At 75.8% G+C, this 24,360-nt stretch carries 19 protein-coding genes and 1 pseudogene; 12 read left to right on the top strand and 8 right to left on the bottom strand.

The genetic code is table 11. The features are described 5' to 3' along the window. Positions 1 to 90: 90 nt before the first annotated feature. Positions 91 to 675, bottom strand: a complete 585-nt coding sequence (locus OYE22_RS09635; RefSeq protein ID WP_277324066.1) for a CGNR zinc finger domain-containing protein — start codon at positions 673 to 675, stop codon at positions 91 to 93. 381 nt (positions 676 to 1,056) lie between these two features. On the opposite strand from OYE22_RS09635, the gene OYE22_RS09630 reads away from it, so the two are divergent. Together OYE22_RS09630 and OYE22_RS09625 are read left to right on the top strand one after the other, a co-directional pair. Further along, positions 1,057 to 2,475, top strand: a complete 1,419-nt coding sequence (locus OYE22_RS09630) for an MFS transporter (RefSeq protein ID WP_277320018.1) — start codon at positions 1,057 to 1,059, stop codon at positions 2,473 to 2,475. Between the two features lie 243 nt (positions 2,476 to 2,718). Further along, positions 2,719 to 3,153 carry a hypothetical protein gene (locus OYE22_RS09625; protein ID WP_277320017.1) on the top strand — a complete coding sequence of 145 codons (435 nt, stop codon included), beginning with the start codon at positions 2,719 to 2,721 and terminating at the stop codon, positions 3,151 to 3,153. A gap of 40 nt (positions 3,154 to 3,193) precedes the next feature. On the opposite strand, the gene OYE22_RS09620 is transcribed toward OYE22_RS09625, so the two are convergent. The 3 genes from OYE22_RS09620 to OYE22_RS09610 all read right to left on the bottom strand — a co-directional run bounded on the left by OYE22_RS09620 (position 3,194) and on the right by OYE22_RS09610 (position 6,320). Continuing rightward, positions 3,194 to 3,880, bottom strand: a complete 687-nt coding sequence (locus OYE22_RS09620) for an antibiotic biosynthesis monooxygenase (RefSeq protein ID WP_277320016.1) — start codon at positions 3,878 to 3,880, stop codon at positions 3,194 to 3,196. 227 nt (positions 3,881 to 4,107) lie between these two features. Then, complete coding sequence (locus OYE22_RS09615; RefSeq protein WP_277320015.1) at positions 4,108 to 5,334, bottom strand: PadR family transcriptional regulator; 1,227 nt, start codon at positions 5,332 to 5,334, stop codon at positions 4,108 to 4,110. Next, a complete protein-coding gene (locus OYE22_RS09610; RefSeq protein WP_277320014.1) occupies positions 5,334 to 6,320 on the bottom strand; it encodes a DUF4097 family beta strand repeat-containing protein in 987 nt (328 codons plus the stop codon). Before OYE22_RS09610 ends, OYE22_RS09615 begins: the two co-directional genes overlap by 1 nt. Positions 6,321 to 6,890: 570 nt before the next feature. On the opposite strand from OYE22_RS09610, the gene OYE22_RS09605 reads away from it, so the two are divergent. The 3 genes from OYE22_RS09605 (at position 6,891) to OYE22_RS09595 (ending at position 11,330) form a co-directional block, all read left to right on the top strand. Then, entirely contained in the window at positions 6,891 to 9,710 is a 2,820-nt protein-coding gene (locus OYE22_RS09605) for a non-ribosomal peptide synthetase (protein WP_348652195.1), read from the top strand. A gap of 103 nt (positions 9,711 to 9,813) precedes the next feature. Next, positions 9,814 to 10,749, top strand: coding sequence for an NAD(P)-dependent oxidoreductase (locus OYE22_RS09600; RefSeq protein ID WP_277320012.1), 936 nt, complete (start codon positions 9,814 to 9,816; stop codon positions 10,747 to 10,749). 182 nt (positions 10,750 to 10,931) lie between these two features. Then, a complete protein-coding gene (locus OYE22_RS09595) occupies positions 10,932 to 11,330 on the top strand; it encodes a nuclear transport factor 2 family protein (RefSeq protein ID WP_277320011.1) in 399 nt (132 codons plus the stop codon). Positions 11,331 to 11,452: 122 nt separating this feature from the next. Here OYE22_RS09595 and OYE22_RS09590 read toward each other — a convergent pair whose 3' ends face one another. Next, entirely contained in the window at positions 11,453 to 12,073 is a 621-nt protein-coding gene (locus tag OYE22_RS09590) for a malonic semialdehyde reductase (protein WP_277320010.1), read from the bottom strand. Between the two features lie 326 nt (positions 12,074 to 12,399). Here OYE22_RS09590 and OYE22_RS09585 point away from each other — a divergent pair, with 326 nt between their 5' ends. Beyond that, positions 12,400 to 13,173, top strand: coding sequence for a TetR/AcrR family transcriptional regulator (locus tag OYE22_RS09585; protein ID WP_277320009.1), 774 nt, complete (start codon positions 12,400 to 12,402; stop codon positions 13,171 to 13,173). Positions 13,174 to 13,310: 137 nt separating this feature from the next. Next, positions 13,311 to 14,375: a hypothetical protein gene (locus tag OYE22_RS09580; protein WP_277320008.1), complete on the top strand. Its 1,065-nt coding sequence runs from the start codon at positions 13,311 to 13,313 to the stop codon at positions 14,373 to 14,375. 141 nt (positions 14,376 to 14,516) lie between these two features. On the opposite strand, the gene OYE22_RS09575 is transcribed toward OYE22_RS09580, so the two are convergent. The 3 genes from OYE22_RS09575 to OYE22_RS09565 form a co-directional block, all read right to left on the bottom strand. Next, entirely contained in the window at positions 14,517 to 15,374 is an 858-nt protein-coding gene (locus OYE22_RS09575; RefSeq protein WP_277324065.1) for a serine hydrolase, read from the bottom strand. Positions 15,375 to 15,754: 380 nt separating this feature from the next. Continuing rightward, positions 15,755 to 16,042, bottom strand: coding sequence for a hypothetical protein (locus tag OYE22_RS09570; protein ID WP_277320007.1), 288 nt, complete (start codon positions 16,040 to 16,042; stop codon positions 15,755 to 15,757). Positions 16,043 to 16,093: 51 nt separating this feature from the next. Then, on the bottom strand, positions 16,094 to 16,273 hold the full coding sequence (locus tag OYE22_RS09565) for a DUF6104 family protein (RefSeq protein WP_176164035.1): 180 nt from the start codon (positions 16,271 to 16,273) through the stop codon (positions 16,094 to 16,096). 427 nt (positions 16,274 to 16,700) lie between these two features. Here OYE22_RS09565 and OYE22_RS09560 point away from each other — a divergent pair. The 5 genes and pseudogenes from OYE22_RS09560 to fxsA form a co-directional block, all read left to right on the top strand. Continuing rightward, positions 16,701 to 17,036, top strand: a pseudogene (locus OYE22_RS09560) (CU044_2847 family protein); the annotation flags it as partial. 29 nt (positions 17,037 to 17,065) lie between these two features. Next, complete coding sequence (locus tag OYE22_RS09555) at positions 17,066 to 19,228, top strand: trypsin-like peptidase domain-containing protein (RefSeq protein ID WP_277320006.1); 2,163 nt, start codon at positions 17,066 to 17,068, stop codon at positions 19,226 to 19,228. A 213-nt stretch (positions 19,229 to 19,441) separates the two neighbouring features. Next, positions 19,442 to 20,446, top strand: a complete 1,005-nt coding sequence (locus OYE22_RS09550) for a MoxR family ATPase (RefSeq protein ID WP_222624650.1) — start codon at positions 19,442 to 19,444, stop codon at positions 20,444 to 20,446. Between the two features lie 4 nt (positions 20,447 to 20,450). Beyond that, the gene (locus OYE22_RS09545) at positions 20,451 to 23,816 is read left to right on the top strand and encodes an SAV_2336 N-terminal domain-related protein (protein ID WP_277320005.1); all 3,366 of its coding nucleotides are present in this window, start codon (positions 20,451 to 20,453) and stop codon (positions 23,814 to 23,816) included. An 86-nt stretch (positions 23,817 to 23,902) separates the two neighbouring features. Further along, positions 23,903 to 24,127 carry an FxSxx-COOH cyclophane-containing RiPP peptide gene (fxsA, locus tag OYE22_RS09540; RefSeq protein ID WP_277320004.1) on the top strand — a complete coding sequence of 75 codons (225 nt, stop codon included), beginning with the start codon at positions 23,903 to 23,905 and terminating at the stop codon, positions 24,125 to 24,127. The last annotated feature ends 233 nt before the right edge of the window (positions 24,128 to 24,360 follow it).

The raw sequence follows: 24,360 nt of genomic DNA, 5'->3' as shown, positions 1-24,360 counted from the left end.
GACCGGCCATGTCATGTACCTACTCCGCGGGGAGTACGGTCCGGGCCGGCAAGGCGATGTGAGTGCGCGTCACATTTTGCTGGAGCGCGGTCAGTTCGGGCGTGTCGTGGCCGAGGAGGCGACGGCGCGCTTGGCTGCGAAGCGGCGGGCCTTGTTGCGGTTGCCACAGACGCGCATGGAGCACCAGCGTCGGCTGCGGTTCTTGGACACGTCCCAGAAGACCCACGCGCACTCGTGTTCCGCGCAGCGCTTGAGGCGCGCGGCGTCGCCGGCGAGCACCAACTCGCTCCAGGCGACGGCCACGGCGGCCAGCCCTCGCCGGACCGGCGGCAACCCGGGAGCGGGGACCAGCGCCAGGCCCACGCCCGCGCCCCCGGCCGCTGTCTCCGCTGCGGCGGACTCGGCTCCCACGCCCGCCGCGGGGTCGGCGTCGTGCGCTGGCGCGGCGTCCTGCGTTGGCCCGGTGGCGGTGGTTGCCGTGGGATCGGCGGCCGGGGGCGCTCCGCCCACGGTGGCGAGCAGCGGCAGCTCGCGCAGGGCCAGATCCGCGTCGGCGAGCAGCGCGGCGGCGGGCTGGTCGCCCACCGGTACGCCGAGCCGTTCGCGCAGCCCGCCGCGCAGCCGCAGGGCGAGCGCGAGGTCGTCGGGGCCGGCGTGGTGCGGGCGCGCCAACAGGTGCTGCCCGACCAGCCAGTCGGTGAGCTGGTCCGGGGTGCTCAGGTCGTCGGTGCCCAGCTCCACGTCGACCGTGTTCGCGAACGCCTCGACGAGCCGGGCCGTCGCCGGTTCCTCGTACACGTGCCACCTCCCTCGCGCGCCGACCGCGCGCCGCCACCCGCCGCGCTCCGTCGCCTGTCCCTTCCAACCTCGCTCCCAAAGGCTAACCGGTCAAGCGCTTGACCGGTTGACGGCGCTCGTGGGTCGTGTCAGGCTCCGTCCCGTTAACCAGTCAAAGGCGATAGCCGGTTACGGCGGGCTGGTGGGCCCTCGGTGTAGCCCGGGGCGGCCCGCCGGACCGCCGTCGGCGAGGGAAACGTGATGGAGGGGGACGGTTCGATGAGTGTTGATGCCGCGACCACGAGCGGTGCCGCCGCGACGGTGTCCGCGTCCGCGACCGCCGCGCGGCCAGGGGCGACGCGGGCGGGGGAGGCGGCCGGGGCGGCGCGGCCGCGCTCGCGGAACACCGCGGTGCTGCTGGTCTTCACCGCGATCACCAACCTCGCGGACGGGGTCACGAAGATCGCGCTGCCGCTGATGGCGGCCCACCTCACCACGTCACCGGCGCATGTCTCGCTCGTCTCGCTCACCCTGACGGCGCCCTGGTTGCTGGTGGCGCTGCACGTCGGGGTGCTGGTCGACCGGGCCGACCGCCGCCGGCTGCTGTGGCTGGCGGACGGCATGCGCATGCTGGCCGTCGGCGGGCTGCTGCTGGCCCTCGCGGCGGGCGGCATCACGCTCTGGGGGCTCGCGCTGGCCGGCCTCGTGCTCGGGGTCGCCGAGGTGATCGCGCTGACCTCGGCGGCGGCCCTGATACCGGCCGTGGTGCCGCGCCCGGCGCGCGAGCGCGCCAACGCGCTGATCACCGGGACGGAGACGGTCGCCAACGAGTTCTGCGGCCCCTTCGTGGGCGGCCTGCTCGTCGCCGCGGGCACCGGCGTGGCGCTCGGCGCCACCTGGGTCACCTACCTCGCGGCCAGCCTGGTTTTGTTGCTGCTCACCGGCCGCTTCCGGGCCGCGCGGAGCGCGCCCGGGACCGCCGCGCACGCCGGCGCGCCCGCCACCACTGCCACCGGCGCGCCCGCCACCGCCACCGCCGCGCCCGCCGACCCGTTGGACGGCGGCGACCGGTCCAAGGCCCCGGCCGCCGCCGTGCACGCGCAGATCGCCGAGGGGCTGCGGCACCTGTGGGGCCAGCGGCTGTTGCGCACCATGGCGCTGATCCTCACCGTGCTGTGCGCGAGTTGGGGCGCCTGGCTCGCGCTGATGCCGCTGGTGGCGACGCGGACCATGGGCCTGTCGGCCGACGAGTACGGCATCGTGCTGAGCGCGCTCGGCGTGGGCGGGCTCGCCGGCGCGACCACGGCGACCTGGGTGAACCGGCTGCTCGGCCGCCGCTGGGCGATGTTCGCCGACCTGCTGGGCACCCTCGCGATGATGGCCGTGCCCGCGCTCACCACACAGTTGTGGGCCGTCGCCCTGTCCGCGTTCGTCGGCGGGATGGGCGGCACGCTGTGGACCGTCAACGCCCGTCTCATCGCGCAGAACCTGGTGCCCGAGGCCATGATGGGCCGCTACAGCGGTGTGGCCAGGCTGCTGAGCTGGGGCGCGCTGCCGGTGGGGGCCGGGTTGATGGGCGTGCTGGCCGAGTGGTGCGGCGTGCGGTGGGCGTTCCTCGTCTTCGCGGCGACCGTCGTGGCCACCGTCCCGGTGTTCCTGCGCGTGGTCACCTCCGACGCGCTGCGTGCGGCGGAGTGAGCGGCGCCGGTCCACTCGCCGCCCGTCGCGCGCCGGGGCGTGCGCCCGGGTGACCGGCCGCCGACCCGGTGGCGCCGCCGCCCGGCGCCAGCCGGCGTGTTCGCCGGCTCTCGCCGGGTATGGGCGCCGCGGGTACGGTACGTAGGGGGGTGTGCGGTGCTGAGCGAGACACGGAGACGGGTGAGGCGTACGTCGCCGGATACGGAGCGGCCAACTCACGTGAGGTCGGCGGAGCGCGGCGGCGTGCGGGGGCTACTGTCCGCGATCGGGCTGCTGCTCGCCGTCGTCTGCGTCGTCGGCCTCTTCGTCGGGCGACAGGCCCAGCAACTGGCCACGGGCGAGGACGCCACCGTACGGACGGTCGCGCGCTGCGCGGAGGGCGGCGGCCTCGGCACGGAGCCCGAGCACTGCGAGGGGGAGTGGCAGTTCGCTGACGGGCGCACCAGCATGGGCGACATCCACGGCCCGGAGGTGGCCAAGGGCGACACGGTGTTCGCCGGCCGGGGCTGGGCCTACGCCTCGCAGACCCGGCTGAGCCTCCAGGTGTGGATTCCGGTGGGGCTGTGCGCGGCGTGCGTCGGCGTGGCCGGAGCCTTCTGGTTTATATACCGGCGCGACCAGCGGGCCGCCGTCCGCATGAAGCCGGCCCCCGTGCCCGGCGGCACGGCCCGCTCCTGACGGCCCGCCGCCCGCCGCCGTCCGCGCGGCACGCGATGCCTCACGGTGCCGGAACGTTCACCACGCCGCGGTACGGGAGGTACGGCGTGAGCCCGAGCGGCCGGACGCCGGGCAGCGCGGCGATGGTCTCAGCCAACGCACGCGACGTACCGCCCCGGGTGAACGCGCGCCAGGCGTCGAGCGTCGTCCACTCCGCGTAGTTCAGTACCTCCGTGCCGTCCGTACTGAGGTGGAAGTGGGCCGCGACCATGCCCGGCACCGGGTGCTCGCGCAGGCCGGCGATCACCGTGTCGGCGAGGCGACGCTGGGCGTCGAGCCCGTCCGTCTCGAACTTGACCGTCACGACGGCGCCGACCTCGGCCCCGCCGGTCGGGGCGCGGTAGCTGTCGTGGAGTCGGTAGCGGGTCAGGCCGGGGCGTTCGATGCCGGGCAGTTCCTCGTCGATGGCGCGGATGAGGGCGGGGCGTTGGGTGCGTACGAAGGTGTGGTGGTCTTCGTCGTTGGTCCACTGGGCGTAGTTGAGGACGTGTCCGCCGTCGGTGCTGAGGTAGGTGGTCAGGGTCAGCATGGCGTCGGGGCGGTCCAACTGCTCCCAGGAGTCGATGACGGAGTCGGCGGCTGGTCGCTGGTGTGCGGGGTCGCTGACCACCCAGCGGCTGGCCAGGATGGTTCCGGCGTCGGGGCGGGTGATGTCGGGCAGGGTGACGGGGTGGAACGGCGTGACCATGGCGTGCTCCTTGGCGAGTCGTGTGGCGCGGGCTCGTCGATCGCCCGCGCCCCCGACTCTGGTACCTCAACCTTGGTTGAAGTCAACGCCCTCCCGAGCCCCCCAACGCCGCCCCGAGCCCCCGTCGCCCAGCCACCTCCCCGCCCCGTCGTGCGCTCCAGGCCACCGCGTCGCCACCGGGCCCGCGACCGAACGCCCCCGGCGCTCGATCGCGGGCCCGGTCGGCCTCACTCCGTGGGGCGGGCGCGCAGTACGCCGTCCACGTGGGCCGCCGCGTGCGCCAACTGGGCACGGACAGCGGCGAGTTGGTCGGCGGTGACGCCGTGGTCGCGGGCGGCGTCGCGGACGCCGTCGCGGAACCGGTCGAGCAGCCGTTCCAGGTCGCGGGCCGGGTTGGTGGAGCCGGCGTCGTCGGCCGTGGCCCAGTCGGGCAGCGGCCCCACGGTGGCGTCAGCGGCCCCGGCGGTCGCCCCGGCGCTGGCCGTCGCGTCCGGGGACTCGTCGGCCGTGGCGTACGGGTCGGGCGCGCGCTCAGCCGTGGGCTCGGCGCCGGTGTCGGCACGGGACGGGTCGGGGGTGGTCGGCCCGGTGCCGGCCTGGCTCATGCGGGTCATGGCCCGGGTGACCTCGGACAGGCCCTCGCGCAGCGCGCCCTGCCAGTCCCCGGCCCGTAGGTGCGCCTGGGTCTGCTCCTGCACCCGGTGGGCGATCCGCTCGACCTCCTCGCGCGCGAAGTCCCGGGCGTCCTTGGCCTCCCTGCGGGCGCGCTGGGCGTCCTGCTTGGCCCGGCGGCTCTCCTCCTTGGCCCGGCGCGCCTGTTCCTTCCACTCCTCCTTGGCCCGCCGCAACTCCTCCCGCGCCTGCCGCCACGCCTCCGGATCAGCCCACGGTCCGCTCTCCCACGGGGCCCCGCCGCCCTTACCGCCGCCCGCCGCGCGCCCCGGCTCGCCGGCCGCGCCCGCCGTACGGCCCCGGCCCCCCGGTCCGTGTGGGACCTCCCGTCCGACCCGCTGGTCGCCGTGGTGCCCCGGCCCGCCGTCGGCCGAGGGAGGCGCCGTGCCCGTCGCCCGGGCCTGGCTGGCGGCCTCGCGCATCTGGCGGCGCAGATCGCTGGCGGAGCCCCGTACGTCCTCGCGGATCTCGGCGGCCAACTCCGCGACCGACTCGCGGATCTCCAGCTCCAGGTCGGCCAGTTCGCCGCCCCGGTCGGAGAGTTCGGCGCGGCCGGCGTCGGTGAGCGAGTAGACCTTGCGGCCGCCCTCGGTGGCGTGCGTGACCAGGCCCTCGGCCTCCAACTTGGCCAGCCGGGGGTAGACGGTGCCGGCGGACGGCGCGTACAGGCCGTGGAAGCGCTCTTCGAGCAGCCGAATGACCTCGTAGCCGTGGCGCGGCGCCTCGTCCAGCAGCTTGAGCAGGTACAGGCGCAGGCGGCCGTGGGCGAAGACGGGGGGCATCAGAGGACCTTCTTGTCGGACGGGCTGGCCTGGGGAGGGTCGGAGGGTTCGTGTTGCCGGGGCACGGCCGGCTCGGGCGGTCCGTCCGGCGCCGTGGGCGCCGAGGGCCCGTCGGGGGCCGCGCCCTCGTCCGTCGACGGGCGGCGCAGGACGGCGATGGCGCCCGAGATGCTGGTGGCCTTCAGCCGCCCGCCCACCGTGCCCAGTGTTCCCGTGATCTTGCCGCCGGCGCCACCGGGGCAGGCCCACGCGCCCCACGGACCGCTCCAGGGGCTGCCGTCCACCGTGAGGTCGTCGAAGGCGTTGGAGAGTTGGCCGCTGGTGGTCTGGGCATCCACGGCCACGTTCGCCGGGTCCGGCAGGCGGATGGCGATCTCGCCGGAGACGGTGTTCAGGTGCAGGTCGGCGGGGGTGGCGGCGGGGGCGATGTCCAGCACCATGTTCCCGCTGATCGAGTCGGCCTTGACGGCCGGACCGGTGCCGTCGATGACGGTGAGCTCGCCCGACACGGAGTTGAAGCGCAGTCGCCCGCCGAGGGACTGGGCCTCCACGCTGCCCGACACGGTGTCGGCCCGCACCTCGCCGGTGAGCCCGACCAGGGTGCTGTCGCCCGAGATGCCCCGCACCTCGGTGCGCCCGCTGAGCCCGGAGACGACGGCGGTGGCGTGCACGGTGCCCACCTCGGCGCGGGTCCCGGTGGGCACGGTCAGGGTGATGTGCGCCGCGCGCTGCCAGCCCTTGCGGTCCAGCAGCTTGAGGAAGCCCTGCCAGGGCAGGTCCTCGTACGCGATGCTCAGCACGCCTCGGTCCAGGCTGACCGTCAGCGGTGGGCCGTCGATCTCGGAGAGGTGCAGGCTGGCGGGGCCGGTGTCGGTGCCGACCACGTTGACGGTGCCGCCGACGACGCGCACGTGGAGCGCGGTGACCGGCGCGTCGAACGTCAGCTTGCGTGGCGCGTTGAGCGACCACTCGGACCGGTCTGTCATGTGGGGCCTCCCCAGCTGGAGCATGGACGCAACATATCGCGTCTACTGCTCAACACGATATATCGCGGGTGGCGGAAGTCAAGCGCCGTCGTGGCGCGGTCTGGCGGCCCGGTGCGGCATAGCGGCATGGCGGCGCGGCGCGGCAGCGCGACACGGCGGGTGGGCACGACGCGTTGCTCGGCGGCTGGGGCCCGGCTCACCCCGAGGTGGGGCCCCGCTCGGTGGGGGATGAGGGGGCGGTGAGGGCGCGGGGAGACCCGTGTCCGACGGATGGCCCACGAATCTTCGCCACTGCTACGTTCTCCTCCCATGTGGCGGCCCGCGTAGGAAAGGTGACGGGCTGTCACGGACGGTCTCGTGAGGCGGCGCAGTACCCCCGCGGTGGCGGGGGAGTTCCGGAGGGGAGCCGAGATGAACCGGAGCGAGGGATCGGTGGGATCGGCGGAGGTCCCACCGTGCGCGGTCGGGACACCGGACGCGGCGAGGAGGCCGGAATCCGTCGCCCGACTGCTGCGCGAGGCAGCGCGGAGCCATCCCGATGCCGGCATTCGCTACCTCCCAGACGATCCGATGGGAGAGAGTGCCTTTCAGCCATATCCGTTCCTGCTCGCCGCCGCCGAGCGGCTCGCGGCCGGCCTCGCCCGTCACGGTCTGGCCCCGGGTGACGCGGTCGGGCTGCTCCTGGACCGGCCACGGGAGGTGATCCCGGCCTTCTGGGGCTGCGTGCTCGGCGGCTTCGTGCCCTGCCCGCTGCCGCCCCTGCCCGACGATGCGGACCGCGCCCGGGAACACCTCGTCCACCTCGGCGAACTCCTCGACGGTCCACTGCTGTTGACCGCCGACCCGGTGGCCAGCGCGCCACCACCGGAGGCCCGGGTGCGGATGGTCCGCCTCGACGAGCTGCGCGCGGGGGCCGAAGCCGAGCCGGAGGCTGTGGGGCTCGCGGGGCCCGAGGGGAGCGCGAGGCCCGTGGGAACGGCCGCCGCGCCGGCGGCCGTGGCCCCCGACGGCCTCGCGCTGCTCGTCCTCACCTCGGGCTCCACCGGGCGGTCCAAGGCGGTGCGCCTCACCCACGCCAACCTGCTGTCCTCGATGGCGGCCAAGGCCGAGCGGCAGCGCCTGACCAGCGCCGACCGTACGCTGAACTGGATCGCGTTCGACCACGTGGCCGCGCTGCTTGAGGCCCACCTGCTGCCGCTCGCGGTGGGCGCCGAGCAGTTCCACGTGTCGAGCACGCGCGTGCTCGGCGATCCGATGGAGTTCCTCCGGCTGATCTCCCGCCACCGCGTCACGATGACCTTCACGCCGAACTTCCTGCTCGGTCTGCTCAACGCGGCCGAGGCGCCCACGGCCGGTGCCCCCGAGGCCGCCGCCCCCATGGACGGCGCCGCAGACGCGTCCGCCGCCGAGCGGCTCGACCTGCGTTCGCTGCGGCACATCGTGAGCGGCGGCGAGGCCAACGTGCGGGCCACCGGCGAGGCGTTCCTCGCCCGGTACGCCCCGTACGGGCTGCGCGGCGACGCCCTGTGGCCCGCCTTCGGCATGACCGAGACCTGCGCCGGCAGCGTCTACTCGCGCGGCTTCCCGTGGGTGGACGCGGGCCGCGAGTTCGCCTCGCTCGGGCAGCCCGTGCGCGGGCTGCGCGTCCGCGTCGCCGACGCCCGGGGGCGGGTGTGCCCGGCCGGTGAGGTGGGCGAGCTGCAACTGCGCGGGCCGATGATCACCGACGGCTACCACCGGGACCCGGACGCCACGGCCCGCGCGCACACCCCCGACGGCTGGTTCCGCAGCGGCGACCTGGGCCGGATCGACGGGCTCGGCGACGGCGTGCCCAGCCTGCTGGTCGGTGGTGAGGCGGGGCCGGGGCACCTCGTCCTGGTGGGCCGGGCCAAGGACAGCGTCATCGTCAACGGCGTCAACTACTTCAGCGCCGACATCGAGGCGGCCGTCGAGCGCCTGGACGGCGTCGCCCCCGGCCACGTGGCGGCCTTCCCCACCCGCCGACCCGGCCACGACACCGAGGAGTTGGTGGTCGCCCTGTGCCCGGAGCCGGCCTCGGCGAGCGGGGCCGCGCTGCACCGGCTGCTGAACGCCGTGCGCGCCACCGTCGTGGCGCACTGGGGCTTCCGGCCGGCCCACGTGCTGCCGCTGCCCGCCTCCGCGTTCCCGAAGACCAGCCTGGGCAAGACGCTGCGGCAGCGGATGCGGGAGCGGCTGGAGGCGGGGGCGTACGACGCGGTGATCGCCGAGGTCGCCGCGGAGGCCGAGCAGCAACTCGGCGGCCACGTGGCGCCCGAGGGGGCGACCGAGCGGGCGCTCGCCGACATCTACGCCGAACTCTTCGAGCGCGAGCCGGCCCGGGTCAGCGCCACCGCCAGCTTCTTCGACCTCGGCGGCACCTCGCTCGACATCCTCCGGCTCCGCCGCCTGGTCGCGACCCGGCTCGCGGTCGCCGAGCTGCCGGTGATCACCGTGCTGACCGCCCCCACGGTGCGCCAGCTCGCCGCGCGGCTGGACGCCGGCCCGCCCGTGGCGGCCGGTCCCGAGGCGTACGACCCGGTCGTGCCGTTGCAGACCGGTGGTGACAAGACCCCGCTGTTCTGCGTGCACCCGGGCGTCGGTGAGGTACTGGTCTTCGTCAACCTCGCCCGCTACTTCGCCGGGGACCGGCCCTTCTTCGCGCTGCGGGCACGGGGCTTCAACCAGGGGGAGCGGCCGTTCGGCAGCTTCGCGGAGATGGTCGAGACGTACGTGCGCGCCATCCGCGCCCGGCAGCCGCGCGGCCCGTACGCGATCGCCGGCTACTCGTACGGCGGTGCCGTGGCCTTCGAGATCGCCAAGAGGCTGGAGGCGCTGGGGGAGCGGGTGGGTTTCGTGGGGAGCCTCAACCTGCCGCCGCACATCAAGTACCGCATGGACGAGCTGGACTTCGTGGAGACCGCCACCAACCTGGCCCTCTTCCTCGACCTCGTCGACCGGCGGCGCGCGCGCGAACTCCCCGCCGAGCTGCGCGCCCTGCCCGCCGAGGACCGCCTCGCCCGCCTCCTGGACCTCGCCCCGCCGCGCCGGCTGCGCGACCTCGATCTCGACCTGCCGAAGTTCACCGCGTGGGCGCGTCTGGCCAGCGGCCTGACCGCGCTCGGCCGCGAGTACCGGCCGAGCGGAACGGTGCGGTCCATGACCGTCTTCTACGCCGTACCGCTGCGCGGCACCAAGGAGGACTGGTTGGCGCGCGAGCTGCGCCGCTGGGACGAGCACACCCGCTCGCAGAATCGTTACATCGAGGTGCCCGGCGAGCACTACACGATGCTCGGCCCGCGCCACGTCGCCACCTTCCAGGCGATCCTGCGCCGCGAACTCGACCACGCCCTCGGCGAGGGGAGCCCGTGAGACGGCGGCGCGCATCCCGCGCGGCCACGGCGGCCCCGACCCAGGGCCGTGGACGGTCGCGCACGACAACCGAACCAACCCCGAACCAAGCCGAGGAGAACCGGTGGAAGGCAAGAAGATCCTGGTCACAGGCGGTACCGGGCAGGTGGCGCGGCCGGTGGCCGAGGCGCTGGCCGAGCGCAACGAGGTGTGGTGCCTGGGCCGCTTCGGCACCCCGGGCGTGGCCCGCGCCCTCGCCGAGCGCTCCATCACCACCCGGTACTGGGACATGAACGACACCTCGCCGACGGCCCTTGACGGCCTGCCCACGGACTTCACCCACGTGCTGCACAGCGCCGTGCGGCGCGGCGAGGACGGCGACTTCGACGCGGCCGTCGCCGCCAACGCCGTCTCCACCGGCCGCCTCATGGCGCACTGCGCGAGCGCCGAGGCGTTCCTGTACGTTTCCACGGGCGCCCTGTACGCGCGGCAGACCCTCGACCACGCCTACCGCGAGAGCGACCCGCTAGGCGGCGTCGCCGACTGGCTGCCCGCCTACCCCGTGGCCAAGATCGCCGCCGAGGGCGCGGCGCGCGCCTTCGCGCGGGTCCTCGGACTGTCCACGACCATCGCGCGCCTCAACATCGCGTACGGGCCCGGGGGTTACGGCGGCGTCCCGATGCTCTACTTCCGGCGCATGCTCGCCGGCGAACCCATCGCGGTGCCCCTCCAGGGGCAGAACTGGTGTTCCCCGCTGCACACCGACGACCTGGTCCGCCAGGTGCCGCTGCTGTGGGAGGTGGCCACCACCGGTGCCACGATCGTCAACTGGGGCGGCGACGAACGGGTCGGCATCACCGACTGCCTGCGCTACCTGGAGGAGCTGACCGGCGTCGCGCCGCGCCTGGTCCCCAGCGAGGTCACCCGCGAGACGTACGCCTTCGACCCGACGGTGCGGCGCGGCCTGATCGGTGACTGCGTGGTCGGCTGGCGCGAGGGCCTGCGCCGCACGCTGGCGGCGCACCACCCGGAACGGTTGCTGGCCGACGCGGGCGCGTAGGGGCGCGCCGGCCGACGGACGCGCCGCGACGACCGAGCCGACACCACACGGTAGAACGGCGGCACGGCAGAGCGCTGCACGGCAGGACGCCGCACGAAAGAGCACGGCACGCCATGAACCCGTACGACCGACACGCGCCACCAGCGCGAGGCAACCAGGCCACACCAACGAGGAGTTCACCGGTGACGTCCCAGAACATCCAGGCGATCCGCGCGGCGTACGCGGGCTTCGCCAGCCGCGACATCGAGGCCGTGCTCGCGGTCATGCAGCCCGACGTGGAGTGGGTGCATCCCGAGGGCATGGCCGAGTACGGGCTCGGCGGCACGAAGCTGGGGCACGCGGGCATCCGGGAGTTCCTGGCCCGGGTGCCGGCCGTGCTGGGCGGGATGCGGCTGGCCCCACGGGAGTTCGTCGAGGACGGGGACCGGGTGGTCGTCTTCGGCACCCGCGAGGTCACCTCCCGCCGGGGCACCACGGCCGAGTTGGACTTCGTGCACTCGTGGACGATGCGCGACGGCAGGGCGGCCCGGATGGAGGACATCTTCGACACGGTGGCCTTCCACCGGCTGATCGAGAGCTGAGCCGGGGCCGTGGCGGACGGGCGAACCGGCCGCCACGGCCCCGGCCCCGCGCGGCCGCCTCCGCGCACGCGGAACGCGCCGGCGCACGCGGGCCGAGCCCGCGTGCGCCGGGGTGTCCGCCCTCAGACGGAGCGCACGACCTCGTCGTACGCGAGCCGGGGGAGGCGGTCCCGCCAGGCGTCGGGGCCGGGGCGGCCGATGTTGACCACCAGCAGCGCCTGGTGCCGGCCGTCGGGGAAGAACTCGGCGGTGACGCCCTCCGGGTCGAAGCCCGACATCGGGCCCGCGGCCAGTCCGGCGGCCCGCACGCCGAGGATGAAGTAGCCGATCTGCAGGCCCGCGTTGAAGCGCGCGGAGGCGGCCCGGACGACCGGGTCGGCGAAGACCTTCTGCGGGTTGTCCATGGTCGGCACCAGGCGGGGCAGTTCCTCGTGGAAGTCGAGGTCGGCGGCGAGCATCGCCACCAGCGGCGCCGTGGAGGTCTTCGCCCGGTTGCCACGGGACATGTGCGGCACCAGCCGCTCCCGCGCCTCGGCCGAGCGGACCAGGACCACGCGCAGCGGCTGCTGGTTCATCGAGGTCGGGCCGTACTTGACCAACTCGTAGATGGCGGCGACCTGTTCGTCGGTGACCGGCTCGTCGGTGAAGGTGTTCGCGGTGCGGGCGGCCCGGAACAACTGGTCCTGGGCCTCCTGGTCCAGCGTGAGGTGCGTGCTGACGTCGCTGTGTACCGGTGCGGTCATCGAGGCGTCTCCTGACGGTGGCGGACGGGAGAGGAGGAGTCGGGGAGCGGGAAGGAAGCCAGCGGGCGTCCCGAGAACGTTCGGGAGACCGGCGCGCATTTCATGGACTGCGCTGTCTAGTTCGCGCTCGGAGTGAAGGCTAGAGTCGGCGGTCACACGAGGGCAAGGCCGGTCACGCACGGTGGGCGCGTGCGCGTTCGGGGCCGTGGTCGCTGTGCGACCGGGGCGCGCGGGCGTGCGCCCCGGGTGGTCGCGTGGCGGGCTCCGGTACGCGACGACGTGCGGGCGGGGGCCGAGGGTGCCCGCGCGGACGGGGGAGGACGGGCGTGAGCGCGCAACGGGTGCACGGGCCACGCGAGGAACGCCGAGGCGGCGCGGTCGGGCGGCCGGCCGGTCGGCTGGCGGCCAAACGGGAGGCCATCCTCCAGGCGGCGGTGGAGATCTTCCTGCGCGAGGGGTACGACCGCGCCAGCGTGGACGCCATCGCGGAGGAGGCGGGCGTCTCCAAACAGACCATCTACAACCACTTCGGCGGCAAGGAACGCCTGTTCCTCGCGGCGGTCGAGGGCGAGCGCGACCGGGTCGCCACCCGGTTCGCGGCCCCGTCACCGACCGCGCCCGCCGGGTCGCGAGCCGGAGCGCTGGCCGGGGTCGAGCCACCGGGCGGGTCGCCCGGTGGCGAGGGGCCGCCGGTGCCCACGCCGGCGCCCGGGGGCGTGCCGCCCGCCCCGGCGGACGCCCGTACCGCGCTCGCCGCCTACGGCCGGCAGGTGCTGACCGTGCTGCTCGACGAGCGGGCCTCCGCGCTGCGCCGGCTGATCATCGCCGAGGCCGGGCGCTATCCGTCGCTGCGGCCGGCCTGCGCGCACGGCGAGCCGGAGTCGCTCGTCACCGCGGGCGCCGACCTGCTGCGGCGGCGCACCGAGAGCGGCGAACTGGCCGTCCCCGACCCGAGCGGCGCCGCGCGACAACTGGTGGCCCTGCTGGTGCAGCGCGGGCTGCACGCCTCGACGTACGGGACCCAGCCGCTGGCCGAGGAGGAGGCGGCGACGCTGTGCGAGGAGGCGGCGGAGCTGTTCGTACGGGCGTATCGGGCCTAACGCATGCGGGCACATCGGGCTTGACTCGGGAGTCCGGGGCATAAGAGGGGGAGCTGGTCTGGGGAGGACTCCGGCTGTTCCGGGGTATATGCGGGCGAGTGGCCTGATTCCGGATGAACCCTCCTAGCGTGGTGACCATGCCTGACTTCTCTGCCCCCCGCCCCGGCGTACCGCGGCCCCGGCCCGTCAGTGGCGCGCTGCTGCTGTGCCGGGCCGACCCCGACGACGTACGCCCATCGGCCAGCCTCCTGCCGACGCCGCTGCTGCTCGCCCCGGCCGGCGCGGGCTGGAGCGTGCTGCTGCCCGCCGAGCCCGACGAGCCGGCCGCCGCACCGGGCGCGGCGCGGGCCGACCCGGCCTCGGCGCGGTCCCGGCCGAGGGTGGGGCCCGGGGTCGCCGCGCTCAGCCGGGCCGGGCGGGGCGTCGTCTCCGCCGCCGGTTCCGGGGCGGTGGCCCGGGCCACCGGGCGCCGCGGGGTGGAGCGGCGACCTGTGGTCGCCGACTCGACCGACCTCGCCGACCTGGCCCGCACGGTCGCCGCCGGCGAGCCCTGGCCGGTGATCGGGGTGTGGTGGGGCGCCGAGGGGGCCGGGTTCACGGTCGCGTCCGGCTTCCGGCGCCCGCTGACCTTCGTCTGGCCGGTCGGCGGGACCCCGACCGGCGACCCCGAGGCCGCCCGCGCCCTGGTCTCCCGGCTCGGCCTCGACCCGGTCCTGGACGGCGCCGCCATGGACGAGCTGACCGGGGCGGCGCCGGCGCACGCCGGCCCGAACCCCGCGGCGGCCGACTCGGCGCACGCCGGGGCGGACGAGGAGCCCGTCGCGGCGGCCACGCGGCGGCTGATCGGGCTCGTCGCGGTGGTCTCCCGGGCGGGCCTGCGGCTGCCGCCCGGGCTCACCCCCGGGGCGCCCGAACCCCGACTGCGCGCCGCCGCGCAGGCCGCCCCCGGCGCCGAGACCCTGGTCTGGCGCGGCTGGCGGGACGCCGTACGGGCCGAGTTGGACAACCTGGACGGCGGGTCCCGCGGGTCCTGGCCGCGCGGCCCACGGGCCGGCGCGGTGTGCGCGGCCCAACTCGCCGTCGGCCTACCGCTCGCGGCCTGGGGCCTGCGCCGGGGCCGACCGGCCTGGGCCCTGCTGGGCGCGCTGCTGACGGCGGACGGCGCGGCCGGTCTGGTGCGGGGCGGGGCGCGCGACGGGTAGCGGCGCGCGGGCCCGCGCTGGCCGGGTGCGCGCGGGCCGGGTCACGCTGCGCGGGCCGGGCCGTCGGGGCCGTACCGGGCCGACCGGGCCGGCCGGGCCGGGGCCGGCCCGGCCGGGGGTGGGGAGCAGGCTTCGCGCCGGTTAGCGCGGCACCAGCGGGATCGTCTCCTGCGGGGTCAGGGTCGGCGCGTACCGCGCGCCCGCCGTGCTCGGGCGCAGGTCCTTGTGGACGGCCTTGGCCACCGCCTGAATGGTGTTCACGCCGTCCTGCATGGTGCGGTTGTCATGACTGAGGACGGTGATCGTGTAGTCCTTGCCGTCCTTGCTGAACGCGCCGATGCTGTGCACCCGCCAGCCGTGCGTGGCGCGGGAGAGCCAGCCGTTCTTCACGTGGATCCTGGTACCGCTCGGCGCGCCCGCGGGGGTGCCCCAGCGCTGCGCGGCGACCACCTGGTTCATCAGCTTGCGGACGTAGGCCCGCGACGCGTCGGTGAGCACCGTGTTCTTGGTCATGACCAGGTGCAGCAGCCGCTGCTCGTCGCGCGCCGTGATCTGGGTGAGCCCCCAGTAGCCGCCGCTGCCCGGCACCGTCTTGGTCATGCCGGCCGCGCGCAGGAAGTTCTTCACCCGGGTGACGCCGAGCTGCTTCCACAGCGCGGTGGTGGCGTCGTTGTCCGACTTGGTGATCATGGCGGTGGCGAGCTTGGTCTCGCGCTGCGTGAGCGAACGCTTGGACTTCTGGGCGTCCCACAGGAGGGTGCCGAGCACGGTCACCTTCACCACGCTGGCCGAGTCGTACTTCTGGTCGGCGCGCAGCGTGCAGACCGTACCCGTGCTCGGGTCGTTCAGCGCCACCGCGGCGGTCGTACGCCGGCCCTTCAGCGCCGCGTCGACGTCCTTGGCCAGCTTGGCGGCGAGCCCCGCCTTCTTCGAGGAGCACACGGTCTTCGGCGCGGCCGCGGCGGCCGTGCCGGCGCCGGTGGCCGGCGGTACGAGCACGCCCGCGGCCAGCGCCGCCGCGAGGGCGCCCAGGGCCGGAACGGACGTGCGCGACGTGCGGAATGTACGGGATGTGCGGAACGTACGGCGTATTCGGTCGTGCGGCATTGCGGTCCCCCCACTGGCGGCTGCGCGCTGCGCGCCGCCCACGGCGTCTCATCGGCGCACCGGCGTGCGCCCCGCATCCAAGACGGGCCGAGGGGGTCGAAAGGTTGTGCGGGAGATGTTCGAACTTCGTGACGGATGTGACCACAGTGCTGTCAGGGCCCCGCCGGAGGGTGGCGCGCGTAGCGCGGGGCGTACGCCGGGCGCCCTACGAGGCGTACGCGGCGGCTCGGCCAGGCCGTGCGCCGAACGTGGCCGAGGACGCGAAGCGTCGTTCAGAGGCTGCGGATGGCCTCAGCCAGGTCAGATCCGTAGGACGCCCAGCAGATCACCGCGCCGTCATCCTCGAGCTGCCCCATGAACCATTCGTCGTCGACCCTCGCGAGGCACAACTCGTGGAACGCGAGAGTCACGTCAGGCCGGAGCGGCTCGTAGTCGTTCTGACCGGCGACCTCAACCTCAACGACTACGAGCCGGTCGGAGGAGAGCGAGACGGCGCTTGGATCTCCGGAAAGAGCGCGCACGCGCTCGATCGTCCACCCGGCGGGCAGTCCTGAGTTCACCGAGCCATGGTCCCAGGCGGCCGCCCGTCACGGCCACCCAGGGACCCGGGGCTACTCGTCGTCCTCGTCGTCCAGCCGGGCCAACCAGGTCGCCAGCCGCTCCACCGGGATCTCGAAGTCCGGGTTGAGGTCGACGAACTCGCGCAGCCGCTCGGCGAGCCACTCGAAGGTGACCTCCTCCTCGCCGCGCCGCTTCTCCAGTTCCTCGATGCCGCGGTCGGTGAAGTACAAGGCGTGCTCCGCAAGAGACGTAAGGGGGCGATGGGACCCGGCCGACCCCGCTGGCACGGGTCCGGCCGTCACCCTCCAGGATAGGCGCTGCCCCGCACCACCCCCCGGCCCCGCCCCCCGCCCCGGGCCTCCCGCCGCCCCCGCCCTCACCGCGCTTCCGACCCACCCGGCACCGCCCGCGTGCCGGCCCGCCCCGGCCCCCCCGGTCGCGGCGACCGACCACGACCCCCTCGCCCCGGCTGCCCCGTCCCGGTCGCCCCGCCCCCGCTCCGTCCCCACTCGGCGCCCGCTCCCGGCCCCGCGCCCGGCTCGCGCCGGCGCCCGCCGAAGCCGGGCCCGCCCCCCGTCCGGATGCCGTGCGTCCGGCCCCTCGCGCCGCACCCACCAGCCGGCTAGCCTTTTCCAACGGCTGGGGAGCGGGGGCGAGATGAGCGAAGACATCACCCGTGTCGAACTACCGGATGGCACACCGGTATGGGCGCGTATTTCAGGCGCGGAGGAGCTCACGGGGGGCGCACGGGGAAGCTACGCGGACACCGGGATCGCCGACCGGGTGCTGGCGCGGATGGAGAGCCTGGACGCGCTGATCACCGGCGTCTCGCGGTCGCTCGCCGACGCGCTGCGCGAGGCGCGGCCCGACCAGGTCACGGTGTCCTTCGGTATCGAACTCACCGGCCGCGCCGGCAAGGTCGTGGGGCTGCTCGCGGACGGCGAGGCCAAGGGGGCGATCACCGTGTCCCTGACGTGGGAGGGCGGGCCGCCGGCCGACCTCGGCTCGGGCGGGTGAGGAGGGTGAGCACCGGGGGCGCACACGACGCCGACGTGGACCCCTTCGAGACCCTGGCCCCCCTCATCGCCGCGGCGACGGTACGCATCCACGCGCCGGGCCCCGGGTATGCCCCGGACGGGCCCGCTCCGCGGCCCTGGGGCAGCGGCTTCTTCATCGCCCCGAACTGGGTGCTCACCTGCGCCCACGTGGCCATGCGCGGGAGGGGAGGCGGGCGCGAGGTGGGGCTGAGCTTCGGCGGGCGCACCGTGCCCGGCGTCGTCGAGTGGGCGCAGCCGGAGACGAACCCGGCCGGCGGCCTGTGGCCCGCGCCCGACCTGGCCCTGATCCGCATGCTGGAGCCCGCGCCGCACGGCTGCGTCTGGCTCTCCGAGCGCACCGCGAAGGTCTTCACCCGTAAGGAAGTCGCCTTCTTCGGCTGCACCGAGGAGGACGGCGAGATCGAGGACATCAGCGGGCGCTGCACCATCAGGGGCGAGCTGGGTACCGACGGCCGGCTCAAGCTCGGCAACGAGGACGAGATCCCCGAAGGCTGCTCCGGCGGCCCGCTGGTGGACCTCGACCGGGGCGAGGTCATCGGCGTGCTCAAGGCCAGGCGGGGCAACGGCCGGGACGGCGGCCTGGCGATCTCCGTCGTCCAACTCCGCCGACTGCCGTCCCCGGCCGGGCCGGTGCTCGACGAGCGCCAGGACCTCTACCAGCGCGTGATGCACGCGCACGACCGCTACCACGCGGACCAGCACCGCAACGACCACGTCGGCCGCGCCACCTGGACCGACGGCCTCAGCGAGCTGCGGGCCACCGCGAGCCGCGCGCTCACCCCGGGCCAGCGGGTCGAACTCCTCGGCCTGATCGCCGAGTTGCCGCCCCCGGTCAGCGCCCGTGGCCTGGACGAGCTGGTGACCGGCCTGCGCGGGCAGTCCTACGAGGGGCGACTGCCCGCGCCGCGCGGCTGGCGGGACGGCCTCGGCCTCCTGTACGACCTGCGGCAGGGCCGGAACGAACTGGAGGCGCTGCTGCGCTACGCGGTGCACGTGGCGACCGCTGACCGGCCCTACCCCGCGGCGCCGGGGGTCGAGCGCGCGCTGGGCGACTGGGCGGCTCGGGCCGCCGCCGACGCCGAGTTGCCCCGCGCCTTCCGCAACGCGCTCAGCGGTGAGCGGGCCGCGCGGCTGCGGCTGCGCCGGGACGCGGCGTCCGCCGAGGTCACCCACTCCCGGCCGGGCCCGCACGCCTTCGACGCGCCGGGCGCGCGCCCGCGTGAGGTGGACGCGGCCGGCCGGGCGCCGGTGACCTCGGAGACCGTCGCGCGCTCGCACACCCTGCTGGAGATCATCCCGCGCGGCTGGGAGCGCGGCAGTTACGACTGGCGGGTGTGTGTGGCGCGCCCGTCGGGGGAACTCGTCTCGGTGGACGAGGACTTCGGCATCCGGGGCCTGGACGAGCCGCCCGAGCGGCTGCGCGCGGCGCTGGGCGAGTCCTTCCGGCGCGGCGACGAGCCGAACCGGCCGGTGACGCTGCAAGTCGCCCTGCCGTACGCCCTGTTGGGCTTCCCCGTCGACCAGTGGCGGGTGCCGCCCCGGGAGGACCGGCCGCTGGGGAGCGTGCGGCCGGTCGTGGTGCGCTGTGCCGACCGCGAGCCGGCGGGCCCGGTGGGCATGGACGGGGGCGTTGGGGCGTACGACGCGGAGCCGGGAGGTGAGGTCGGCGAGGTGAGTACGCCGCGCCAGTCCCGGTGGAAGCGGGCGCACGTGGGGCCCATGCGCCCCTTCGTGCTCGACTGCGACGGCGGGCGGCCCGAGCCGGTGCCCACCGTCGCCGAGCTGCTGGCCTGGGACAGCTTCCTGCTCCCGGTGCTGTGCCGGTCCGCCGACCCGGGCGCCGACCCGGGCGCCCTACGCCAGGTGATGGACGGCGGGCACGACGTGGTGCTGTGGCGACGCGCACCGGTGGGCCGCGACGGGGTGTGCGCGGACTTCCACCGGGGCGCGACCGGTACGGTCGCCCACGCGGGGCAGGCCGACCGACTGCCCAGCACCGTCTGGCACCTGCGCGCCGACCTGGAGGACGGCGTCCCCGAGGCGTACTGGGCCGAGGGCGTCGCCCTCCTGTACGACGACCCCACGCGCCCGCTGCCGGGGACCGACCAGCCGCTGGAGGCGCCATGACGACCGGTCGCACCCCGCCCTGGGCGTCCCCGCCACGCTCGACGCCTTTCAGCGATACCGTCGAGTCAAGGTCGGCGCTCCCGCCATCGACAACCGAGCGACGAGGAGCAAGCTGTGACTGTGCCTGACAGCAACCCGGACCCCGGCCCCGACGCCGCCGAGCCGCCCGAGACCGGTGGCGGCGGTGGTGGCCGCGGCGCCCCGAGCGAGTGGCTGATCTACCGGGGCACCGGGGAGCCGCACCCCGGCATCTCCGCGCTGCCCAAACCGCCGCCCTGGCGCGACTTCGACGGCGCCCCGCTGGTCGAGCCGGGCCCCGGCACCGACAGCGCCTCCACCCGCAGACTCGGCGCCTACCGCCACATGGCCGCCCTGCACCGGCCGAGCGGCGAGGAGTTGGAGATCATCAACGCGGCGCTGTACCTGCGCCGCCCCCTCCTGGTCACCGGCAGCCCCGGCACCGGCAAGTCCACCCTCGCCCACGCCGTCGCGTACGAACTGGGCCTGGGCCGCGTGCTGCGCTGGCCCATCGTCAGCCGCAGCACGCTGGTGGACGACGGGCTCTACCGGTACGACGCCATCGCCCGCCTCCAGGACACCCAGATCGCCGCCAGCAGCCGGGCGGCCGGCACCGGCCCGGTCAGCGTGCCCGGCGGCATCGGTAGCTACATCCGGCTCGGCCCGCTCGGCACCGCGCTGCTGCCGACCGCCGGGCCGCGCGTGCTGCTCGTCGACGAGCTGGACAAGAGCGACATCGACCTCCCCAACGACCTGCTGAACGTCCTGGAGGAAGGCGAGTTCGAGATACCGGAACTCCAGCGGCTGGCCGAGCGCGAGCCCGAGGTGGACGTGCTCACCGACGACGGCGCCAAGGTCACCATCAGGGACGGCCGGGTGCGCTGCCGGGCCTTCCCGTTCGTCGTCCTCACCAGCAACGGCGAGCGTGACTTCCCCGCCCCGCTGCTGCGCCGCTGCATCCACCTCGAACTCGGCCAGCCCGACCACGAACGCCTGGCCACCGTCGTGCGCGCGCACCTGGGCGAGGAGTTGGCACGCGTCGGCGACGATCTCGTGCTGCGCTTCCTGGAGCGCTCGCGCAGCGAACTCCTGGCCACCGACCAGCTCCTGAACGCCATCTACCTCACCCACCACGCCGCCCCACCCACCCGCAACCGGCTCGCCGACATGCTCATCCAACGCCTCGACCGGCCCAGGTGATGTCATGCAGGACTCGGCCCCGCGGCCCCGCCGCGCCGCAGCAAGCCCGCTCGCGGACCTCATCGAGGTGCTGCGCGGCGCCGGCCTGGACCCGGCGCACGGCGAACTCGCCGACGCGCTCTGGCTCGCCCGCTACGCGCGGCCCGACCAGGGGCCCCAGTCCACCACGCAGGCCACCGACCCCCTGACCGCGCCACTCCCGGCCGACACCGGTCGCGGGGCCAGGGCCGGCGGCCCCGACCCCGCGGGCCCCGGCCCCGCCGAGGCGCCGGCGTCGGACGCGGGCCGCCCCGAGCCCGGCCGGGCCGCCCCGCGCCCCAGCCGCGTCCCCCTCTACCCCGGCACCGCGCCCCGGCAGGCCGGACCGCCGCCGGCCGGCGCCAAGCCCCCGACCGGTGGCGTGCCCATCCGCGTGCCCGAGGCCGCGGCCCTGCCCCGGCCCCTGGAGCTCCAGCGCGCCCTGCGCCCCCTCCAGCGCTACCGCGCCGCCGCGCCCCCGCTGCGCCGCGCCCTGGACGAGGGGGCCACGGCCGACCACAGCGCCCGCGCCGGCGGCCTGGTGCTGCCCGTGTTCCGCCCCGTCTCGCGCGGCGACGCCTCGCTCCAACTCCTCATGGACGCCTCGTCATCCATGTACGTCTGGCAACGCCTGCTGCGCGAACTCCAACAGGTATTCGGCCAGTTGGGAGCCTTCCGGGACGTCGCGGTGCAGTACCTGCACGACGGGCCCGACGGCACGCCCGCCGTCAGCCGCCACTTCGACCCGGGCGCGGCCCCGCTGCGCTCCGCCGACCAGCTCACCGACCCGACCGGACGCCTGGTCACCGTCCTGGTCAGCGACTGCGCGGGCCCGCTGTGGCGCAGCGGCGCCGCCCACCGGCTGGCGTACCGGCTGCTGCGGCACGCCCCGGTCGCGGTCCTGCAACCCCTGCCCCAGCGCCTGTGGGCCCGCACCCGGCTGCCCGCCTCCTTCGGCGCCCTGGTCCGTGGCCAGGGCCCGACCTCCTCGGCGCCGCTGCACTTCGTCCCCGACGCCGGAGCCGCCGGCTACGGCCTGGGCCGCGAGGAGCAGCGGCGCGCGGGCGCCGCGCCGGTCCCCGTACTGCCCCCGGCGCCGGCCGCGCTCGGCGCCTGGGCCCGGCTGCTGACCGGCACCGGGGCCGGTCCCGTGGAGGCCGCCGTCGGCTGGGTACGGGCCGACCAGGCGCCCGCCGCGCCGGCCAGGTCGCGCGGGCCGCTGTCACCGACCCAGCTCGTCAGCCGGTTCCGCGCCACCGCGTCGCCCGGCGCCGGCCAACTCGCCGTCTACCTGGCCGCCGCCCCGCTGTTCCTGCCCGTCATGCAACTCGTCCAGCGCACGATGCTGCCGGACTCCGGCCCCGCCGAACTCTCCGAGGTGCTGCTCGGCGGGCTGCTGCGGCGCCGCGAACGGGAGCCGGGCGGCGACGGGCGCTGGTACGAGTTCGCCGACGGCGTGCACGACGAACTCCTCGCCTCCCTCGGCCGGGACGAGGCCCTCCTCGTGCTCAAGCACTGCTCGGAGTACGTGGAGCAGCGGTTCGGCAAGGGCGGGCCCAACTTCCCCGCCCTCGCCATCGCCCAGCTCTCGGTCGACGGGCAGGCACCGGGGGCCGCGCCCGCCACCGTCGACGACGCGGACGGCGCGGGCCCGGCCCGGCCGGCGCAGCCCTTCGCCGAGGTCGCCGCGCGCGTCCTGGAACGCTTCATGCCGGACACCCCGGCCCAGGGCGTCTCGCTCGCCCGCGAGGAGGCGCCCCGCTCGCTGGCGGTGCGCCGGGCGGCGCTGCTCATCGAGCGCTTCGAGGCCGACGGCCTGGTGCAGAGTTTGGTGGACGCCGTCCAGTTGCTGCGCCGCGCCGCGGCCCAACAGCGCGCCCTCGCCCAGGGCATCGACCCCGAGCTGTGGAGCGACCTCGCGCAGGACCTGCTGCGCCTGTGGCGGCTGCGCGGTGGCGCCGACCTGCTGCGCGAGGCGCAGGACGCCGCGCAGACCGCCGCCTCCTACCCGGGCTCGGTGCGCGCCCGCACGGTGCTGGCCCGGGTGCTGCACGCCGGCGCCGGCGACCGTGACGCCGCCGGCGACCCACGGGCGGCGCTCGACCTGCTGCGCCGCGCGGACCGCGAGTTCACCGCGGTGTGCGCCACGGTCGGGCTCGCCCCCGGCGAGGCGCTCGCGGTCACCCTGGACCGGGTGCGCGTCCTGGAGGAGCAGTGGCGACTGGGCGGCGACAGCGGACTGCTTGAGGAGAGCGTCGGCATGCTGGAGGCGTTCGCCGACGCGTGGCCGGCCAACTTGCCGCAGCCCAGCGGGCTGTCCCTGGCGCGCGGCCGGGCGCTGCTGCGGCTGGCCGGCGCGGCCCCCGACCGCGAGCGCGCCCGCACCTACGCCCGGCAGGCCGCGACCTCGCTGGACCTCGGGCGCGCCGGGCTCGAAGCCGAGGGCGCGACGGCCGAGGTGCTCGCCCGGGCCGCGCTCGACGTGGTGGACGCGCTGCTGGTCGCCGAGGAGGGGCCGGAGCAGGCCGCCGCACTGGTGGCCGAGGCGCTGGCCCTGGCTTCGGACCGGCCGCTGCGCGCGGAGGTCCTGGCCCGTGACGCGCGGCTGTGCGTGCGGCGGTACGAGGCGGCCGGCGCCGGGCGCGGCGACGTCGCCGAACTGGACGCGGCGGCCGAGCGGTTCGCCGAGGCGAGCCGGCTGCTCACCCGCGATCGCGCCGGCTACAGCGACCTGATCGCCGAGTGGGGCACGGTGCTCATCGAGCGCGCCGAGCGGCCCGGTGGCGACGCTCACGTCTTCGAGGCGGTACGGGTGCTGCGGGACTGTCGCATGGAGACCCCGGCCGGCGACCCCCGGTTGCCGGAGCGGCTGATGATGCTGGGGCGCGCCCTGGCCATCCGCTACCGCGAGGCCGAGGACCTGGTGGACCTGCGCGAGGCGGAGTACCTGTTCGGGCTCGCCGCGCACGGCGCCGACGACCCGCTGCTGCGCGCCCGCTGCTGGCTCCAGTTGGGCGAGGCCCACCGCAGCACCTACCGGCACACCCGACGCGCGGAGCGGCTCGACCAGGCGGCCGACGCGTACCGGCGGGCGGCGGAGGCCGCGAGCGCGGACGACCCGGGCCAGGGCCCGGCCCGCGCGGACGGCGCCCCCGTCGACCCCGAGGCGGCGCGGCTGGCGGCTACGGCGCACCACTGGCGCGGCGTCGTCTACGAGACGGGCCAGCGTCCCCGGGCCGCGCGCACCGCGTACGAGTCGGCCCTCGCGCGGTGGCGCGCGCTCCCGGACGGTGGCGGCGCGCTGGGCCGGCGCACGGCCGAGCGCCTGGCGGACCTCGCTCGCGGCCGATAGCGGCCCCCGCCACGGACGCGGGTGTTTCCAGCACCACCCGTCGGGGAATGCCCGGTGGGCCGTGACGCGGGGAGGGTGAGGCTGACATGAGCCGGGACAGCACTGCACACGAGGCAACCGCACAGCACACGGGCGAGACGGGCCGGGCCGGGGCCGAGGGGTCGGCGGGGCCGCTGCCGGACGTTCTCGGCCTCGATCTGGCCACCCTGCGCACGCTGGAGCATCCCGTCCTCGACGAGGTGCTCGGCGAGCTGCGCGACCGGGTGGCCCAACCACGGGAAATGCTGTGGGCGTTCAACAGCGCCTGCTGACCGCCGCCACAGCGGGGGCGCCCGACCGGCGCACTCACCCGACGCACCCGAGCGCCGGTGCGCCTTCCGCGCCCGGGCGCACCGGGCCGCGACCGGCGCCCAAGCCGGGCCCGGCCGCGCTCCGTGGCGCCGCCGCGTGCTCCGGCGTACGCCTGTGACCAGGCGCGTTCGCCGCGCGGTGGGCCGCGCGGAGCCGCCCGGTCGCCTCCGGGCATGCTTTCCGCCCGGCCGTG

It is taken from the genome of Streptomyces sp. 71268 (assembly GCF_029392895.1).
GTDB lineage: Bacteria > Actinomycetota > Actinomycetes > Streptomycetales > Streptomycetaceae > Streptomyces.
The sequence above is the reverse complement of the archived record's forward strand: the minus strand, read 5'-3'. Positions and strand labels throughout refer to the sequence as shown.